This window comes from Luteimonas marina, from assembly GCF_007859325.1.
In the GTDB taxonomy this organism is placed as follows: domain Bacteria; phylum Pseudomonadota; class Gammaproteobacteria; order Xanthomonadales; family Xanthomonadaceae; genus Luteimonas; species Luteimonas marina.
Genome location: NZ_VOHK01000002.1, coordinates 88,548 through 106,293, shown reverse-complemented (window position 1 = coordinate 106,293; position 17,746 = coordinate 88,548). Strand labels below are relative to the sequence as shown.

Genomic DNA, 17,746 nt, shown 5'->3' with positions numbered 1-17,746 from the left:
GCCATCGCAGCGGCCGAGACGGCAAGGCCGGCCGCGGCCCGGGCGTGGCAGTGCGGAACGCTTGTTTTATACTCCGCGGCTAGCTGCGGCCCCGTCGGCTGCGCGCCAAGGGTGTTCCGTGCGTAATTACGACCTCGAATTCCTGAAGCATTTCTCGATGGTGATCGGCTTCCTGGTCCTGGTGACCTTGGGCCTGATCGTCGGTGCCTTGTTCCTGCACCGCACGCTGCCGGCGGAGGTCGATCCGGCCGCCGCCAAGCGCACCGAGAACCGCATCGCCCCGGCCGGTTCGGTCTATGCCGGCGCCACCGGCGCCGCGGCGCAGGCCGCCGCCAGCGCGGCAGCAGCCGCCGCGGCCGCGGCCCAGGTCGCCTACGGCGGCACCCTGGACGGCTCGGTGATCTACCAGAACCTGTGCTCGGGCTGCCACACCTCGGGCGCCGGCGGCGCGCCGACGCTGGACCGCGCGCACTGGGGCGCGCGCATCGCCCAGGGCAAGGACACCCTGTACAAGCATTCGATCGACGGCTTCACCGGCGCCGCCGGCGTGATGCCGGCCAAGGGCGGCAACCCCGCGCTGACGGTCGAGCAGATGCACGCGACCGTCGACTGGATGATCGACAACCTGAAGTAAGCTGCCCCGCCGCTCGGTTCCGCGACGCCGCCTCCGGGCGGCGTTGTCGTTTCCGCATTCCGCTCCCGGGAGATCCCATGCCCCCTTCCCCCCAGCGCCCCGCCCTGCCCGGCCTGCTGCTGGCCGCCTGCCTGCTGGCGGGCTGCCGGACGCCCGCCACCGGGCCGGCCGGCGCACCGCCGCCGCGCGCGGACGGCATCGTCGCCATCGGCGCGGTGCAGGGCGACGGCGAGGCCAGTCCCCTGCTCGACCGCAGCGTCACCGTCGAGGGCGTGGTCACCGGCGATTTCGGACAGGGCCTCGGCGGCTGGTTCGTGCAGGACGCGGGCGATGGCGACGAGGCCACCTCCGACGGCCTGTTCGTCGTCGCGGACGACGCCGTGGCGCTGCGCGCCGGCGACCGGGTCCGCGTGCGCGGCCGGGTGGTCGAACACGGCGAACCTGCCCGGGGCACGCTGACCGCGCTGCAGGCCGAGGCGATCGACGTGATCGGCCGCGGCGACGTGGCGCCGGTCGTGATCGACGGCGCGCCCGGCGACTGGGAACGCTTCGAAGGCATGCGCGTGCGCATCGACGCGCCGCTGACGATCAGCGGCCAGCACGACCTAGCGCGCCGCGGCGTGCTGCACGCCAGCTTCGAGGGCCGGCTGTTCACGCCGACCGAACTCGCCCCGCCCGGCCCGGAGGCCGAACGCATCGCCACCGACAACGCCCGCCGCCGGCTGCTGCTCGACGACGCACAGTCGCGCGAGAACCCGGGCGAAGCCTGGTACCTCGACGGCCGGCCCGTGCCGCGCACCGGCAGCGTGGTCACCGGCGCCGAGGGCATCGTCGACCAGCGCTGGGGCGAGTTCCGGCTGCAGCTGACCGCGCCGCCGCGGATCGCGCCCGCCCCGCGCCCCGCCGCGCCGACCGTGCCCGGCCGCGTCCGCCTGGCCTCGTTCAACCTCGAGAACCTGTTCAACGGCGACGGCCGCGGCGGCGGCTTCCCCACCCCGCGCGGCGCCCGCACGCCGGCGGAACTGACGGCCCAGCTGGGCCGCCTGGTGGCGACGATCCGCGCCCTGGATCCGGACGTGGCCGCGCTGATGGAGCTGGAGAACGACGGCTACGACTCCGATTCGAGCCTGGCCCAGCTGGTGGACGCGCTCAATGCCGGCGGCGGCGACTGGGCCTTCGTGGACGCGGGACACGGGCCGGGGACGGACGCGATCCGGGTCGGGCTGGTCTACCGCAGCGCGCGCCTGCAGCCGCGCGGGCGGCCGGCGGTGCTGGAAGGCGGCCCGTTCGGCGCGCGCAGCCGGGTGCCGCTGGCGCAGGCCTTCGTCCCGGTGGGCGGAAACGAGGCAGATCGCGGCACGTTCGTCGTCGTTGCCAACCATTTCAAGTCGAAAGGCTGCAGCGGGGCCGAAGGCGCCGATCGCGACCGGGGCGACGGCCAAGCCTGCTGGAACGCGCTGCGGGTCGATTCCGCGCGCCGGCTGCTGGACTGGGTGTCCGGCGACCCGACCGGTTCCGGCAGCGATCTTGTCGCCATCGTCGGCGATTTCAACGCCTACGCGCAGGAGGATCCCGTCCGCCTATTCCTGGAGCGTGGCTGGAAGGATGCGCTATCGGCGGCGAACGTCGTCGAACCCTACAGCTTCGTGTTCGACGGCCAGGCCGGGCGGCTCGACCACGCCCTGCTCAGCCCGGCGTTGGCAGGGCGGCTCGCCGGCGCGGCGGAGTGGCACAGCAATGCCGATGAGCCCAGGAACATCGGCGATCTTGACGCGAACGGTCGCGATCATGCGGCAAGCCCGTGGCGCAGTTCGGACCACGACCCGCTGATCGTGGGCTTCGATCTGTAGCCCTGGCATCGCGCCAACCCAAAATTGTCATCCCGAGCGTAGCGAGGGATCTTGCATCCGCAAGCCGTGAAAGGCAGATCCCTCGCTACGCTCGGGATGACACCAGAATGCGGGATGACACCAGTAGGTAAGCTACCCATGCCGGCCTCAGCATCCGCACGCCGGATGCGGCCGCCGCCGCCAGTTCCACACGTGCGCCGACGCCAGCAGCCCGCTGCCAACCACCGTCAGTGGAGTTTCCAGCGCATCGTCCGGCCAGCCCAGCGCCCCGGCCGCCAGGCCGGCGGCGCCGGCGAGGGCCAGCCCCATCAGCAGGGCCGGCAGCGGCCGCTGCCGATGCGCGCGCCACAGCGCCAGCCCGGCCAGCGGCAGGGCGAAGGCGACGAACAGCCCGTGCACCCATTCCGCCTCACCGGCCGCCGCCAGGACCGGCAGCAGGGTGGCGGCCACCGGCAGCAGCAGGCAGTGGATCAGGCACAGGGTCGACAGGCCGATCGCCGAGGCGTCGAGCATCGAAGTGAGGGAGGATCTCATCGGGGGTTCCGAGATTGTTGTTACGTTATATCAATAACAGACCTGTCAAGCCCCGCCGGACTCTTCCCGGCCAGCGAGCCCCCGCCCGGTATCATGCCGGCATGGCCACCTTCCCCGCCTTTCCCGCCGAATCCGGGACCCTGCTGCTGCCGGGGCCGGCGGGCGCACTGGAAGTGTCGGTCGACCTGCCCGAGGCGGACACCGACGCCCTGCCGCTGGTCGCGATCGTCTGCCATCCGCTGCCGACCGAGGGCGGGACCATGCACAACAAGGTGGTGACCATGGCCGCGCGCTCGCTGCGCGAGCTGGGCGCGGCCACGGTGCGCTTCAACTTCCGCGGCACCGGCAGCTCCGACGGCGAGTTCGACAACGGCGACGGCGAGCTCGACGACCTGCGCGCGGTCGCGGCCTGGGTGCGGGCGCAGCGCCCGGGCGACACCCTGTGGCTGGCCGGCTTCAGCTTCGGCGCCTATGTCTCGCTGCGCGCCGCGGCGGAACTGCAGCCGGCGCTGCTGCTCTCGATCGCGCCGCCGGCCGGGCGCTGGGACTTCGACGCCATCGCCCCGCCGACCATGCCCTGGCTGGTGATCCAGGGCGAAAGCGACGAGATCGTCGATCCGCAGGCGGTCTACGACTGGCTGGAAAAGACCGGCGCGCAGGCCGAACTGGTGCGCATGCCCGACACCGGCCACTTCTTCCACCGCAAGATGATCGACCTGCGCGGCGCGATCAAGCACGGCGTGCGCGCCTACCTGCCCGACGCGAATGCGTGACGAGGGTGGGGCTGCGACGCCGTCGCAGCGCTACCGCGCCGGCGTCGAACGCGGCGAGTGGGGCGAGGATCCCGCGCAGCAGGGCGCATTGCGCGCGCTCGACCGTTTGCACGAGGCGTTGCTCGCGCCGGCGCCGCGACGCGGCCTGATCGGCCGGCTGCTGCGCGAGGATGCGCCCGCCGCGCCCGACGGCCTGTACCTGTGGGGCGGGGTAGGGCGGGGCAAGACCTTCCTGGTCGACCTGTTCTACGACGGACTGCCGCTGCGCGACCTTCGCGGCGACGCCCTGTCCGGCGCGGCGCGCCCGCGGCGCGCGGGCGAGGGCGGCGACGGCAAGCGCCGCACGCACTTCCACCGCTTCATGCGCAGCGTGCACGAGCAGCTGCGCGCGCACGGCGGCGAACGCGACCCGCTGGCGCGCATCGTGCGCGAGTGGCGCACGGCGCTGAAGCTGCGCGTGCTGGTGCTCGACGAGTTCTTCGTCAGCGACATCGGCGACGCGATGCTGCTCGCGCGCCTGCTCGAACGCATGTTCGCCGAAGGCATCGTGCTGGTGACCACCTCCAACGTCGATCCACCCGAGCTGTACAAGGACGGCCTGCAGCGCGCGCGCTTCCTGCCGGCGATCGACCTCATCCGGCGACACTGCGAAGTCGTCCACCTCGACAGCGACACCGACTACCGCCTGCGCGCGCTGACCCGCTCGCCGGTGTACCGCGCGCCGCTCGACGGCGATTCGGACGCGTGGCTCAACACGCGCTGGCGCGAGCTCGGCGGCGACGACGCGCACCGCGACGCCGGCATCGAGATCGACGGCCGCCGCATCGTCGTGCGTGCGCGCTGCAAGGACATGGCCTGGTTCGACTTCGATGCGCTGTGCGAAGGCCCGCGCGGCGCCACCGACTACATCGAGATCGCGCGCGAGTTCCACACCGTGCTGCTCGGCGGCATCCCTGTGCTCGACGACACCCGCAACGACGCCGCGCGCCGCTTCGTCACCCTGATCGACGAACTCTACGACCGCCACGTCAACCTGGTCTGCACCGCGGACGCACCGCCGCCCGCACTCTACGCCGGCGAACGCCTCGCCGGCGCCTTCGAACGCACCGCCTCGCGCCTGATCGAGATGCGCAGCGCCGAGTACCTGGCCGCCGGGCACCGCGCGTAGGCGCGGATCGCCTTCCTTCGCGGCGGCGTCGATGCCCGCCGCGGCCGGACGCGCCCGAATGCGACAGCGTGCGACCCGCGCGCGCGGATGCGGCGCCGCACGTCGATCGATGATGCGCTCTGCCCGAGGCGGAGCGCTCCATGTCCACACTGCGCAAGCGGTTGCTCGCACGCAAATCGTTCGACGCGGTCCGCGCCGACGCCGAACGCCACGGGCTGCACCGCAAGCTCGGCCCCTGGCACCTGGTGATGCTGGGCATCGGCTGCATCGTCGGCGCCGGCGTGTTCATCATGACCGGCACCGCGGCCGCGAACTACGCCGGCCCGGGCGTGGTGCTGTCGTTCGCGCTGGCCGGGTTCGCCTGCGCGTTCACCGGCCTGTGCTATGCGGAACTCGCCTCGACCCTGCCCGTGTCCGGCTCCTCGTACACGTATTCCTACGCCACGCTCGGCGAAGGCTTCGCCTGGGGGCTGGGCTGGTTGCTGATGCTCGAATACGGGCTGGCCGGCGCCGCGCTGGCGGCCGGCGTCGCCGGCTACCTGTCGAGCCTGCTCGCCGACTTCGGCATCGTGGTGCCGGCGGCGCTGAACACCCCGTTCGTGCAGGGCGTGATGACCGATGCGGGACTGACCTTCCGCATCGGCGGCGGCGTGAACCTGGTCGCGGGGCTGTGCCTGCTGGCGTTCGCGTGGATCCTGATCCGCGGCGTCAGCCAGTCGGCCACCGTCAACGCGGTGATGGTCGCGCTGAAGCTGTCGGTGCTGCTGCTGTTCGTGATCGTCGGTGCGCAGTACGTCGACAGCAGCAACTGGACGCCGCTGGTGCCGCCGAACGAGGGCGACTTCCGCTACGGCCTGGCCGGCGTGCTGCGCGCCGCGTCGATCCTGTTCTTCGCCTACCTCGGCTTCGAGACCGTCTCCACCGCCGCGCTCGAGGCGCGCGATCCGCAGCGCGACATGCCAATCGGCATCCTCGGCTCGCTGGCGATCTGCACGGCGCTGTACATCGCGGTCGCGCTGGTGCTGACCGGGCTGGTGCCGTACCGCCTCCTCGGCGTGCCCGACCCGATCGCGCTGGCCATCGACCACATCGGCCTGCCGGCGCTGGCGCTGGTGATCAAGTTCGGCGCGGTGATCGGCCTGTGCTCGGTGCTGATGGTCAATACCTACGGCCATTCGCGGATCTGCTTCGCGATGTCGCGCGACGGCCTGCTGCCGCCGCTGTTCGCGCAGGTGCACGAGCGCTTCCGCACGCCGCACAAGGGCACCCTGGCCGTGGCCGGCGTCGCCGCGGTCGCGGCGATGCTGCTGCCGATCTCGATCCTCGGCGACCTGGTCAGCCTCGGCGTGGCGTTCGCGTTCTCGATCGTCGCGATCAGCGTGATGTGGCTGCGCACGCGCCATCCCGACCTGCCGCGCCCGTCCCGGGTGCCGCTGGGCGGCGTGCGCATCCGCGGCGTCTGGATCGGCACGGTCCCGGCCTGCGCGCTGCTGCTGTGCCTGGGCATGGCCGGGCCGGTGCTGTACGACATCGGCCTGAAGGCCGCGCGCGGCGACGTGTTCCCGGCGGTGATCCTGGGGCTCTACCTGCTCGCGGGCATCTGGATCTACGCGCGCTACGGCTACCGCCACTCGCGCATCGGCATCGCTCAGCGCGAGACGTAGGCGCTGGGCGGCTCGCCGAAGGCGCGGTGGAACATCGCGGTGAACGCGCTCGGGCTTTCGTAGCCGACGTCGAACGCGACCGAGGTGATCGAGCGCCCCGCGGCGAGCAGCGACACCGCCTGCATCAGCCGCACCTGCTGGCGCCACAGCGCGAAGCCCATACCCAGCTCCTGCCTGACGGCGCGGGTGAAGGTGCGCCGGCTCATGCCGATCTGCGAGGACCAGGCGTCGATGTCGCGCTGGTCGGCGGGGTTGGCGATGATCGCCCGGCACACCCGCGCCAGCCTCGGGTCGGACGGCATCGGCACGTGGTAGGGCGCGCCGGGCATCCTGCGGATCTCGTCGAGCAGCAGCCAGACGATGCGGCCCTCGCGCCCGTCGAGGTCGTATTCGGCCGGGAACTTCACCACTTCCAGCACCAGCGCCTTCAGAAAGTCCGAGACCTCCAGCACGCGGCAGTGGCCCGGGTCGATGTCGTGCACCGGATCGATGTACAGCGTGCGCAGCGACACCGCGCCGCGGCACGAGACCTCGTGCATCGTCCCGGCCGGCAGCCACAGCGCGCGCTGCGGCGGGATCACGAAGCTGCTGTCCGGGGTGACCACCGACATCACGCCCGAGGACGCGTACAGGAACTGCGCGTGCTCGTGGCTGTGGCCCGGATCGACGAAACCGGCCGCGTACTCGTCCTCGAGCCCGATCATCGGTCGCGCCTTCAGCGGATAGTCGTGGCTGTGCTTCATCGCCTGTCGTCGTCGGTGCAACCCCGATCACACCGCAATCGCGGCGCACGCGCAACTGCGCCGCGCGCGGATGCGCGCGCATGGCCCGACCGCGAGAGTCTTCGGCCTGTCCCGGCCAGCCGCGCCGCCGCCGCCGACGCTAACGTGACCGCTCCAAGCGGGAGGAACCATGGACAACGCGAGCGGGCAACCCCGCGCCGCCGGGCAGGACGACGTCGACCCGCAGGTCCGCCTGTTCCTGCAGCGGATGAGCACCGGCTATGCCGCCTATCCGCAGATGGCATCGGCCTCCCTGCCCGAGGCGCGGCGCATCGCCGAGGCCGTGCGCGCGCAGTGGGTCGCCGGCGGACCGGAGATGGCCGCACGCGAGGAGCTGCGCGTGGGCGCGCTGCACACGCGGGTGCGCATCCTGCGCCCGTCGGCGCAGGCGATGCTGCCGGCGCTGGTCTACCTGCACGGCGGCGGCTGGACACTGTTCAGCATCGACACCCACGACCGGCTGATGCGCGAGTACGCGGCGCGCGCGGGCGTGGCCGTGGTCGCGGTCGACTACAGCCTGTCGCCCGAGGCCAGGTTCCCGCAGGCGCTGGAGGAAACGGTCGAGGTGATCGACTGGCTGCGCGCACACGGTGCCGCGCACGGCATCGACGCGTCGCGGCTCGCGGTCGGCGGCGATTCGGCCGGCGCCAACCTCGCCGTCGCCAGCCAGCTGCGGCTGCGCGATCTCGGCCGCGCGCCGGTCGCGGCGATGCTGCTCAACTACGGCGCCTACAGCGACCGCACCTCGCCGTCGTGGGCGCGCTACGATGGCCCGGCCTACATGCTCGAAGCCGACGAGATGCACCGCTTCTGGGACAACTACCTGCGCGACGACGGCGACCGCGACGATCCGCTGGCGATGCCGCTGCTGGCCGACCTGCGCGGACTGCCGCCGGCGTTCCTGGCGATCGCCGAATGCGACATCCTCGTCGACGGCAACCGCGAGATGGCCGCGGCGCTGCACGAGGCCGGCGTGCCCGTGCAGGCGCGCACCTACGCCGGCGCGACCCACAGCTTCCTCGAGGCGATGTCGATCTCCGACCTCGCCGACCGCGCGCTCGACGAAGCCTCGGACTGGCTGCGGCAGGCGCTGTCGACGCCATGAGCGCGCCGTTCGATCCGCGCAGCCCGGCCGACGTCCTGGCGCTGGTCGAGGCCTTCCCGCTGGCCTGGGTGGTCGCGCGCGAGGGCAACGCGCCGGCCACGCCGCTGCCGCTGCTGGCCGAATGCGATGGCGACGGCGCGATCGTGTCGCTGTTCGGGCACATCGCGCGCCGCAACCCGCTGTGCGCGGCGCTGCAGGCCGCGCCGCGCGCGCTGCTGCTGTTCCAGGGACCGCAGGCCTACGTCGCGCCGCGGCTGGTGTCGAAGCCGGACTGGGGCCCGACCTGGAACTACGCGGTGGCGCGCTTCGACGTGCGCGTGGAGTTCGTGCCCGACGAGACCGACGCGGCGCTGGCGCGGCTGGCGGCGCACCTCGAGGCCGGCCAGGCCGAGCCGTGGACGACCGCACGCATGGGCGCGCGCTATGCGCAGCTGCGCGAACACATCATCGCGTTCCGCGCCCACGTCGAACACGCGCACGCGAGCTTCAAGCTCGGCCAGGACGAAACGCCGCAGGTGTTCGCCGAGATCCTCGCCGGGCACCAGGACCGGGCGCTGGTGGACTGGATGCGCCGGATGCGCGAAGACTGAGCGCATGATCCGCATGCGCGTCCCGGCGTTCCTGTCCCCGGCGCTGCTCGCCGCGTGCCTGCTCGCCGCATCGCCGGCGGCGCCTGCCGCCGACGCGGATCCCTACGCCAGCCGCTACGTCCCCGCCGCCGCGCCGCCGACGCTGTTCGCCGGCGCCACCGTGCTCGACGGCATCGGCGCGCGCCTGAACGGCCACGACGTGCTGGTCGAGAACGGCCGGATCACCGCCATCGGCCGCGACCTGCCGCGCCGGCCCGGCGTGCGCGTGGTCGAGGCCGGCGGCGCCTGGCTGACGCCGGGACTGATCGACGTGCACACCCACCTGGGTACCTTCCCGCAGCCCTACGAACACGGCAGTCACGCCTTCGCCGACGTCACCGAGACCAGCCGCTCGCAGACGCCGGACGTCTGGATCGAGTATGCCGTGCGCGCCGGCGATCCGGCCTTCCTGCATGCGCTCGCCGCCGGCGTGACCACCCTGCAGGTGCTGCCGGGCTCGTCGTCGGTGATCGCCGGTCGCGGCGTGGTGCTCAAGCCGGTGCCGGCGGCGACCGTGGCGGACATGAAGTTCCCCGGCGCGCCGCAGGGCCTCAAGCTCGCCTGCGGCAGCAATCCGTCGCTGTCTGGGAACGGCCGTCCCGGCTTCCCCGACAGCCGCATGGGCGTGATCGGCGAGCTGCGCGCGACGCTGGCCAAGGCGCGGGCGCGGATGCGCGCCGGCGGCCGCGATCCGGCGCCCGACCTCGCCCAGGACACGCTGGCGCTGGCGCTGCGCGGCGAGCTGCCGGTGCACGTGCACTGCTACCGTGCCGACGACATCGCCACCGTGCTCGCGGTCGCCGACGAGTTCGGCCTGCCGATCGCCGCGGTCCACCACGCCACCGAGGCCTACAAGATCGCCGGCCTGCTGCGCGAACACGGCACCTGCGCCGCGGTCTGGTCCGACTGGTGGGGGTTCAAGCGCGAGGCCGAGGACGGCATCCGCGAGAACGCGGCCTTCGTCGATGCCGCCGGTGGCTGCGCGATCCTGCATTCGGACATCCCGGTGCTGGGCAACCTGCTCAACCTCGAAGCGGCCAAGGCCGCCGCCGCCGGGCGCCGCGCCGGGCTCGACATCCCGCCCGAGCGCGCCATCCGCTGGATCACCTCCAACGCCGCGCAGGCGCTGGGCCTGGGCGACCGCATCGGCCGCATCGCCCGCGGCTACGGCGCCGACCTGGTGCTGTGGAGCGGCGATCCGCTCAGCGTGCGCAGCCGGCCGCGGCTGGTGATGATCGACGGCGTGGTCCAGGTCGAGGACGGCGCGCGCCCGCTGGCGGACTTCGAGCTTGGCCGCGCGGTGATGGGGCAGGGGCGGTGATGCGCGGGCTGCTGCTCGTGCTGGCCTGCCTGCTGCTGCCCGCCGCGCGGGCCGCGGACAGCGTCGCGATCGTGCACGCACGCGCGCATCCGGTGTCAGCGCCAGTAGTCGAGGACGCCACCGTGGTGCTGCGCGCCGGCCGCATCGTCTCGATCGAGGCCGGCGGCGCACCGCCGCCGGGCGCGCGCATCGTCGACGCCGGCGGCCGCGACCTGACCCCGGGCCTGTTCCACGCCGCCACCCGCATCGGCCTGTCCGAGGTCGGCGATGGCCAGGAAGCCGTCGCCTCGGGCGGGTCGCGCGCGGGCTACACCACGCACCATGCGATCGACGCCAACGCGCAGTCGGTCGAACAGGCGCGCGCGGACGGCGTCAGCCGCGCCCTGGTCGCGCCGGCGGCGGCGTCCGACAATGTTTTCGCCGGCCGCGCGACGCTGCTCCACCTGCGCAGCGGCGGCGACATCGTCGAGCGCAGCGGCGACGTGGTGCAGTTCGCCTACATCGGCACCGACGCCTCGCGCGCGCACTCGCACGCCGCGGCGTGGCAGCGGCTGCATGGCGAACTCGGGCGCGCGCGCACGCCGCCGGCGCACGCCGACGACCCCGCCCGCGTCGATGCCGACGACCTCGCCCGCCACGAAGTGGCGATGCGGCGCACGCCGCTGGCGATCGTCGCCGACCGCGAGGCCGACATCCGCGAGGCCATCGCGCTGGCGCGCACGCACCGGCTGCGCGTGGTGGTCGTGGGCGGGGCCGAGGCCTGGCGCCTGGCGCCCGAACTCGCCGCCGCGGGCATTGCCGTCGTGCTCGATCCGCTGGACGCGCTGCCCGCGACCTACGACCGGCTCGGCGCGCGCCACGACAACGCCGCGCTGCTGCACCGGGCCGGGGTGGACATCGCCTTCACCGCCTCCGCGCAGGGCATCTACACCAGCTGGAACGCGGGGCCGTCGCTGCGCCTGGCGGCCGGCATCGCCGCCGCGCACGGCCTGCCCGACGCCGCCGCGCTGGCCGCGATCACCCAAGCGCCGGCGCGCATCTGGGGCCTGGACGCGCGCATCGGCACGCTCGCCCCCGGCGCCGACGCCGACCTGGTGCTGTGGGACGGCGATCCGCTGGAGCCGGCGTCGGCGCCGGTCGCGGTGTTTATGGCCGGCGACGCCGTTCCACTGCGCACGCGGCAGACGCTGCTGCGCGATCGCTACCTCCCCGCGCGGGCGCGCGCGCCGTGACGCGCAGACGGCCGCGCCTGCCCGCGCTGGCGGTCGCGCTCGCGCTGCTGCCGCTGTCGTCGTGGGCGCACGAGGGGCACGGCCATGGCGGGCTGCCGCCGTGGCTGTCGCAGGGCCCCGCCTTCGAGCAGGCGGACGCGCCCGGCGCGCCGGGGCAGACGCTGCCGATGACGCCCGCGCGCCGGATCGCCTTCGACACCGACCGCGGCACCTGGCTGTCGCCGGACGTGTCGCCGGACGGCCGCCGCATCGTGTTCGAACTGCTCGGCGACCTGTACACGATGCCGGCCGCGGGCGGCACGGCGCGCGCGATCACCCGCGGCATGGCCTTCGATTCGCAGCCGGTGTTCTCGCCCGACGGCCGCCGCATCGCCTTCCTCAGCGACCGCTCCGGCGCCGAGAACCTGTGGCTGGTCGATGCCGACGGCCGCACGCCGCGCCAGCTCACCCTGCTCGACGGCAATCCGATCTTCGCCTCCCCGGCGTGGAGCGCCGACGGCCGCGCGCTGTTCGTGTCGCGCTACCGGCCCGAGTTCGAGGCCTGGGAGCTGTGGCGCTTCGACGCCGCGAGCGGCAGCGGCGAACTGCTGCTGCCGATCCGCGAGCGCGACGACCAGCCGTCCGCGACCTGGCGCTCGGCGCTGGGCGCGGCGCCGTCGGCCGACGGCCGTTTCGTGTACTACGCCGCGCACGTCGGCCCGCGCGAGACCGGGCACACGCCGGAGTGGACGATCCGCCGCCGCGACCTGCACGACGGCAGCGAGGAAACGCTGGTCTCGGCGCCGCGCAGTCCGCGGCCGGACCTGGTGCTGGGCACGGCGATGCGTCCGGCGATCTCGCCCGACGGGCGCTGGCTGGTCTACGGCGCCCGCCACCAGTCGCGCACCGGCCTGCGCGTGCTCGACCTGCGCACCCGCGACGACCGCTGGCTCGCGTTCCCGGTGCAGCAGGACGAACTGGGCGCCTCGCACTGGCGCGACCTGCTGCCGCGGCACGCGTTCACGCCCGACGGCAGCGCCCTGGTCGCCAACGTCGACGGCGGCCTGCAGCGCATCGCCCTGGCCGACGGTGCGCGCCAGGCGATCCCGTTCCACGCCCGCGTCGACATCGAGCTGGGCGCGTCGACCCGGCAGTCGATCCGGCACGAGACCGGCCCGGTCCGCGCGCGCCTGATCCAGACCCCCGAGCCATCGCCCGACGGCCGCCGGCTCGCGTTCTCCGCGCTGGGCGCGCTGTACGTGATGACGCTGGACGGCAGCGGCGCGCTGCGCCGGATCGACACCGGCCCGCGCCCGGCCTTCCATCCCGCGTGGTCGCCCGACGGCCGCGAACTGGCCTACATCGACTGGACCGCGAAGGACGCCGGCCACGTCTGGCGCATCGCGCTCGATGCGCCCGATGCCAGGCCGCAGCGGGTCAGCGCGACGCCCGCCTTCCACACGCGCCCGGTGTTCACCCCCGACGGCACGCGCATCGTCGCGATCCGCTCCAGCAACAGCGTGCGCATGCACAGCTACATGGAGTACGGCGCGCTGCGCGACGGCGAGCTGGTGGTGTTCGGGCGCGACGGCAGTGACGCGCGGGTGATCGCCCGCGGGCGCCTGGGCGGCCGCCCGCACTTCGCCGGCGACGCCGCGCACGTGCACGTGCTCTCCGGCGACGGCGTCGAACGCGTCGCGCTCGACGGCAGCGGGCGCGACACGGTGCTCCAGGTCACCGGCCCGGGCTGGTACTTCGCCGCGGGTCGCGCCCCGGTCGACGACCTGCGCATCAGCCCCGACGGGCGCTGGGCGCTGGCGCAGATCGCGCAGCAGCTGCACCTGCTGGCGATGCCGGAAGACCCCGGCGGCACGCTCGACCTCGCCGCGCCGGGCGTGGCGCACGCGAAGCTGACCACGGTCGGCGCCGATTTCTTCGGCTGGAGCGACGACGGCCGCAGCCTGCACTGGGCGGTCGGCTCGACCTGGTACCGGCGCCCGCTCGACGGCGTGCGCACGCACCCGGCCGACGCGCCCTCGATGGCGGTGGACGCGCCGGTCGACGGCCGCGACGGCGTGCAGGCGTTCGCCGCCGTGGTCGAAGTGCCGCGCGACACCCCGCGCGGCGCGCTGCTGCTGCGCGGCGCGACGGCGCTGACGATGCGCGGCGACGAGGCCATCGCCGACGCCGACCTGCTGGTGGTCGACGACCGCATCGCCGCCATCGGCAAGCGCGGCACGCTCGACGTGCCCGACGGCGCCACCATCGTCGACGTGTCCGGCCGCTACCTCATCCCCGGCCTGATCGACACCCACACCCACCTCGCCGACATCCGCCGCGACGTGCTCGACCTCGAAAGCTGGGGACCGCTGGCCAACCTGGCCTACGGCGTGACCACGGTGTTCGACCCGTCCACGCTGAGCATCGACACCCTGGCCTACCAGGACCTGGTCGAAGCCGGACGGATGCCTGGCGCGCGCATCTTCTCCACCGGCCCGGCGATCTTCTCGTTCAACGAGTTCAGTTCCTACGCGCAGGTCCGCGACGTGCTGCGGCGCTACCGCGAGCACTATCGCCTGGGCAACATCAAGATGTACCGCACCGGCAACCGCCGCGTGCGCCAGTGGCTGGCGATGGCGGCGCGCGACGCCGGGCTGATGCCGACCGCCGAGGGCGCGCTGTCGATGAAGCTGGGCCTGGGCCACGCGCTCGACGGCTATGCCGGCAACGAACACGCGCTGGTCGCGGTGCCGCTGCAGCGCGACGTGGTGCGCCTGTTCGCCGACGCCGGCACCGCGTACTCGGCGACGCTGATGATCGGCAACGGCGGGCCGGAGGGGCAGGACGACTTCATCTCGCGCGGCGGCCTCGCCCACGACGCGAAGCTGCACCGCTTCGCGCCCGGGTTCATCGTCGACATGAAGACGCGCACGCGGACCTGGCGCGAGCCGGACGAATACCTGTTCCCGCGCGTCGCCGCCGGCGTCGCCGACGTGGTCCGCGCCGGCGGCCTCGCCGGCATGGGCTCGCACGGCGAGATGCCCGGCATCGGCCTGCACTGGGAAATGCAGGCGCATGCGATGGGCGGCATGGGCAACGCCGAAGTGCTGCACGCCGCGACCCTCGGCGGCGCCGCGACCATCGGCCGCGAAGCGGAATTGGGCAGCCTGGAGGCCGGCAAGTTCGCCGACCTGGTGGTGCTGGCCAGGGATCCGCGCAGCGACCTCGGCAACGCCCTGTCGATCGTGCAGGTGATGAAGAACGGCCGCCTCTACGACGGCGACACCCTTCACGAACGCTGGCCGACCCCGCGGCCGCTGCCGCGCCCGTGGTACTGGGACGACCGTCCCCCCGGCACGCCCGATCCGGGCGCGCCCGCCGCGGAGGCGACGCCGTGATGCAAGGTGGTTCCGGCGACGGCGGACGCCAGCCCGGTTTGTCCCACCCGCACCCCGATCGAGGCACGACGCGCCCATGAAGACCCTCCCGGCCCCGCCCGCATCGCTCGCACCCGGCACGCCCGGCATGACGAACGCCTGGTGCAGGCGATCGCTCCTCGCCTGCCTGCTGCTGGCCGCCGGCAGCGCCTGCGCCGCCGAGCCGGCGGACGCCACTTCCCCGTTCGCGCTCGAAGGCAACCGGGACTGCGCCGACTGCCCGGAGATGGTCGTGCTGCCGGCCGGCAGCTTCCTGATGGGCTCGACCGACGCCGAACCCGGCCACGAGGCCAACGAGGCGCCGCAGCACGAGGTGAGGTTCGCCGAACCCTTCGCCATCGGCAGATACGAGATCACCTACAACGAATGGGACGCCTGCGTGGCCGACGGCGGCTGCGAGGCGGTGTCCGACGAAGATTGGGGGCGCGGCCGCCGTCCGGTCCTCTACGTGAACTTCGACATGGCCGTCGGCTACACCCGCTGGCTGTCGCACAGGACTGGGCAACGCTACCGCCTTCCCAGCGAGGCGCAGTGGGAGTACGCCGCGCGCGGCGGCACCACGACGCCCTGGTTCTGGGGAGACGACCCCAACCTCGCCTGCGGGTTCGGCAACGTCGGCGACGAAGCGCTCAGGCAGGTGCGCCCGGACTGGCCGCTGCACGACTGCAACGACGGCCACGCCCGCACCACCACCCCCGCGGGCAGCTTCGAGCCCAACGGCTTCGGCCTGTACGACACCGCCGGCAACGCCTGGGAGTGGGTGGAGGACTGCTACAACGCAAGCTACGAAGGTGCGCCGACCGACGGCAGCGCCTGGCTCGACGGCGACTGCGTGCGCCGGGTCGTGCGCGGCGGCGGCTGGTACAACAAGCCCGAAACGGTCCGCCCGGCGCTGCGCTACTCCGGCGACGACCCCAAGCGGCAGAACAACACCCTGGGATTCCGCGTCGTCCGCCTGCTGCCGTGATGGCGTGGACCGGCCTGCGCATCAGGTCCGGTCAGGCGCTTTGCCTCTTGCCCCGGCCACTCGCCGGAAAAAAATGCTGCCGTCATCCCCGCGAAAGCGGGATCCAGCGTCTTTTGCGAAAGAAGCAAAATGGATTCCGGCTTGCGCCGGAATGACGGTGGCGTTATGCCCACGCGTCACGCCCGGCAGCAGACGGGATCCCGCGCGTCGCCCGGGATGAGCTCCCGTGAAGCGCGCCAGCGATCGACTGATACCGACTTGCGTTCAGGAATATCGAATGCCGCAGGTCGGGGCTACGTCCCCGACGCCGTGGCCGCCGATGTCCGGGCGTCGGGGACGTAGCCCCGACCTGCGGATTGACTCGCTTCCATATGATTGCGTATCCGTCGACCGCTGCCTTGCCGGTCACTGCGGCTGGTAGGTCAGCACCACGAAGCTGTCGGGATGGTAGACGTTACGGGTCGCGCCGTCGGCGTCGGGCGGGGTGCGGGTGAATTCGGCGGTGACCACGAACAGCCTGCCGGTGCGCTCGTCCATGGTCATCATGCGCGCGTTGGGGCGGGTGGAGACGGTGCCGGCCAGCGCGTAGCTGTCGGGGCCTTCCTGGCGGATCACCGTCAGCGTGCCCTCGTTGTTCGAGGTCACGATGCGCTTGCGCTGTTCGTCGATGACGAAACCGTCGATGCCGTTGCCGATCGACAGGCTGGCCACGACCCGGCCGCTGTCCGGGTCGAGCGCGAAGAACATGGGGGTGTCGCCGGCGCAGGCGCCGAGGATGCGGTTGCTGTGCGCCTGGTAGCGGACCTTGGACACGTTGCACGGCGCCGTCCAGCGGGTCTGTTCGTCCAGCGTCTTCGCATCCAGCACCAGGATCAGGTTGTCCAGGCGCGCGGGCGCGAACAGGCGGCCCCTGCCGTCGCTGGCCGGGTCGTCCATCTTGCGGAACGGGAAGGTCCGGCTGCCGAGCAGCTTGCCGCTGGCCGCGTCGAGCGTGTACCAGGTCGATTCCGCCGGCCGCGTGCCGACGATGGCGTGGATGCGGCGGGTGATCGGATCGTGGATGGCGCTGTTGATGCCGCCGTCGCCGTCCAGCGCCAGCCGCTCGATCGGCTTGAGCGAATCCAGCTCGAAGCTGAGCAACGAGCCGTCGGTCATCGCGACGTAGCCGCGGTTGTATTCGGGCAGCAGCAGCGGCCCGTTGGCGCCGATGGAGTTGTCGACCGTGGTCAGCGCGCGGTTGGCGTCGACGTCGAACACGGTCAGCCCGTCCTTGTCGCGCGCCATGAACAGCCGGCTGCTGCCCGGCTCCAGCTTGATGTAGTCCCAGCCGGTTGCGGTGCTGGGCAGGGTGGCGGTGTCGGCGAGCGTATAGAGCAGGTCGCCAGCCTGCGCGGGTGCGAGCGCGGCCATGCAGGCCGCGGCGACGGCCGCGAGCAGATGGGAACGTGGCGTCATCGGATGACTTCCTCGGGAGTGGAAAAGCACGGAAATGGCCTGCCGCACGCCCTCGGGCGAACCTCCGCCCGGTGCGAAGCCGGCGACATGGCAGCCTGCCGCGGGCGACGCGCGCCGGCTTCTCCATTCAGCGCCGACGCACGGCCGTTCCGGTCAGAAGCGCCAGGTCGCGCGCGCATGGATGTCGTCATCGCGGCGGGCGTGGGCGGCGGTGGC

General features: G+C 73.0%; 14 protein-coding genes. 11 read left to right on the top strand and 3 right to left on the bottom strand.

Features of this window, described 5'->3' with window-relative positions; genetic code table 11:
• Positions 1-118 precede the first annotated feature (118 nt).
• Both FQY83_RS04630 and FQY83_RS04625 read left to right on the top strand, forming a co-directional pair.
• Positions 119-634, top strand: a complete 516-nt coding sequence (locus FQY83_RS04630) for a c-type cytochrome (protein ID WP_146385553.1) — start codon at positions 119-121, stop codon at positions 632-634.
• A gap of 77 nt (positions 635-711) precedes the next feature.
• Complete coding sequence (locus FQY83_RS04625) at positions 712-2,484, top strand: ExeM/NucH family extracellular endonuclease (protein WP_146385551.1); 1,773 nt, start codon at positions 712-714, stop codon at positions 2,482-2,484.
• A gap of 147 nt (positions 2,485-2,631) precedes the next feature.
• Here FQY83_RS04625 and FQY83_RS04620 read toward each other — a convergent pair whose 3' ends face one another.
• Positions 2,632-3,018 carry a MerC domain-containing protein gene (locus FQY83_RS04620; RefSeq protein ID WP_146385549.1) on the bottom strand — a complete coding sequence of 129 codons (387 nt, stop codon included), beginning with the start codon at positions 3,016-3,018 and terminating at the stop codon, positions 2,632-2,634.
• 101 nt (positions 3,019-3,119) lie between these two features.
• On the opposite strand from FQY83_RS04620, the gene FQY83_RS04615 reads away from it, so the two are divergent.
• The 3 genes from FQY83_RS04615 (at position 3,120) to FQY83_RS04605 (ending at position 6,623) form a co-directional block, all read left to right on the top strand.
• A complete protein-coding gene (locus FQY83_RS04615; protein ID WP_146385547.1) occupies positions 3,120-3,791 on the top strand; it encodes an alpha/beta hydrolase in 672 nt (223 codons plus the stop codon).
• Complete coding sequence (zapE, locus tag FQY83_RS04610) at positions 3,784-4,959, top strand: cell division protein ZapE (RefSeq protein ID WP_146385545.1); 1,176 nt, start codon at positions 3,784-3,786, stop codon at positions 4,957-4,959. Before FQY83_RS04615 ends, zapE begins: the two co-directional genes overlap by 8 nt.
• Before the next feature lie 140 nt (positions 4,960-5,099).
• Positions 5,100-6,623, top strand: coding sequence for an amino acid permease (locus FQY83_RS04605; RefSeq protein ID WP_146385543.1), 1,524 nt, complete (start codon positions 5,100-5,102; stop codon positions 6,621-6,623).
• On the opposite strand, the gene FQY83_RS04600 is transcribed toward FQY83_RS04605, so the two are convergent.
• Complete coding sequence (locus FQY83_RS04600) at positions 6,608-7,366, bottom strand: AraC family transcriptional regulator (protein WP_146385541.1); 759 nt, start codon at positions 7,364-7,366, stop codon at positions 6,608-6,610. The two genes, FQY83_RS04605 and FQY83_RS04600, sit on opposite strands and share 16 nt — an antisense overlap.
• Before the next feature lie 169 nt (positions 7,367-7,535).
• Between FQY83_RS04600 and FQY83_RS04595 the strand changes: the two genes are divergently transcribed.
• The 6 genes from FQY83_RS04595 (at position 7,536) to FQY83_RS04570 (ending at position 16,075) form a co-directional block, all read left to right on the top strand.
• Positions 7,536-8,510: an alpha/beta hydrolase fold domain-containing protein gene (locus FQY83_RS04595; protein ID WP_146385540.1), complete on the top strand. Its 975-nt coding sequence runs from the start codon at positions 7,536-7,538 to the stop codon at positions 8,508-8,510.
• Positions 8,507-9,100 carry an FMN-binding negative transcriptional regulator gene (locus tag FQY83_RS04590; protein WP_146385538.1) on the top strand — a complete coding sequence of 198 codons (594 nt, stop codon included), beginning with the start codon at positions 8,507-8,509 and terminating at the stop codon, positions 9,098-9,100. Before FQY83_RS04595 ends, FQY83_RS04590 begins: the two co-directional genes overlap by 4 nt.
• 4 nt (positions 9,101-9,104) lie before the next feature.
• On the top strand, positions 9,105-10,460 hold the full coding sequence (locus tag FQY83_RS04585) for an amidohydrolase family protein (RefSeq protein ID WP_238333407.1): 1,356 nt from the start codon (positions 9,105-9,107) through the stop codon (positions 10,458-10,460).
• Complete coding sequence (locus tag FQY83_RS04580; protein ID WP_146385536.1) at positions 10,460-11,692, top strand: amidohydrolase family protein; 1,233 nt, start codon at positions 10,460-10,462, stop codon at positions 11,690-11,692. Before FQY83_RS04585 ends, FQY83_RS04580 begins: the two co-directional genes overlap by 1 nt.
• Positions 11,689-15,069 carry an amidohydrolase family protein gene (locus tag FQY83_RS04575; RefSeq protein WP_146385534.1) on the top strand — a complete coding sequence of 1,127 codons (3,381 nt, stop codon included), beginning with the start codon at positions 11,689-11,691 and terminating at the stop codon, positions 15,067-15,069. The genes FQY83_RS04580 and FQY83_RS04575 overlap by 4 nt, the downstream gene beginning before the upstream one ends.
• Positions 15,070-15,145: 76 nt before the next feature.
• On the top strand, positions 15,146-16,075 hold the full coding sequence (locus FQY83_RS04570) for a formylglycine-generating enzyme family protein (protein ID WP_202878155.1): 930 nt from the start codon (positions 15,146-15,148) through the stop codon (positions 16,073-16,075).
• Between the two features lie 405 nt (positions 16,076-16,480).
• On the opposite strand, the gene FQY83_RS04565 is transcribed toward FQY83_RS04570, so the two are convergent.
• Positions 16,481-17,530 (bottom strand): YncE family protein, encoded by a 1,050-nt coding sequence (locus FQY83_RS04565; RefSeq protein ID WP_146385531.1) that lies wholly within the window; start codon positions 17,528-17,530, stop codon positions 16,481-16,483.
• Between the last annotated feature and the right edge of the window lie 216 nt (positions 17,531-17,746).

Bases quoted from the DNA above. Each gene is read 5' to 3' on its own strand.
- FQY83_RS04625 (WP_146385551.1), top strand. From the start codon at position 712: ATGCCCCCTTCCCCCCAGCGCCCCGCCCTGCCCGGCCTGCTGCTGGCC.
- FQY83_RS04620 (WP_146385549.1), bottom strand. From the start codon at position 3,018: ATGAGATCCTCCCTCACTTCGATGCTCGACGCCTCGGCGATCGGCCTG.
- FQY83_RS04615 (WP_146385547.1), top strand. From the start codon at position 3,120: ATGGCCACCTTCCCCGCCTTTCCCGCCGAATCCGGGACCCTGCTGCTG.
- zapE (WP_146385545.1), top strand. From the start codon at position 3,784: ATGCGTGACGAGGGTGGGGCTGCGACGCCGTCGCAGCGCTACCGCGCC.
- FQY83_RS04605 (WP_146385543.1), top strand. From the start codon at position 5,100: ATGTCCACACTGCGCAAGCGGTTGCTCGCACGCAAATCGTTCGACGCG.
- FQY83_RS04600 (WP_146385541.1), bottom strand. From the start codon at position 7,366: ATGAAGCACAGCCACGACTATCCGCTGAAGGCGCGACCGATGATCGGG.
- FQY83_RS04595 (WP_146385540.1), top strand. From the start codon at position 7,536: ATGGACAACGCGAGCGGGCAACCCCGCGCCGCCGGGCAGGACGACGTC.
- FQY83_RS04590 (WP_146385538.1), top strand. From the start codon at position 8,507: ATGAGCGCGCCGTTCGATCCGCGCAGCCCGGCCGACGTCCTGGCGCTG.
- FQY83_RS04585 (WP_238333407.1), top strand. From the start codon at position 9,105: ATGATCCGCATGCGCGTCCCGGCGTTCCTGTCCCCGGCGCTGCTCGCC.
- FQY83_RS04580 (WP_146385536.1), top strand. From the start codon at position 10,460: ATGCGCGGGCTGCTGCTCGTGCTGGCCTGCCTGCTGCTGCCCGCCGCG.
- FQY83_RS04570 (WP_202878155.1), top strand. From the start codon at position 15,146: ATGAAGACCCTCCCGGCCCCGCCCGCATCGCTCGCACCCGGCACGCCC.
- FQY83_RS04565 (WP_146385531.1), bottom strand. From the start codon at position 17,530: ATGACGCCACGTTCCCATCTGCTCGCGGCCGTCGCCGCGGCCTGCATG.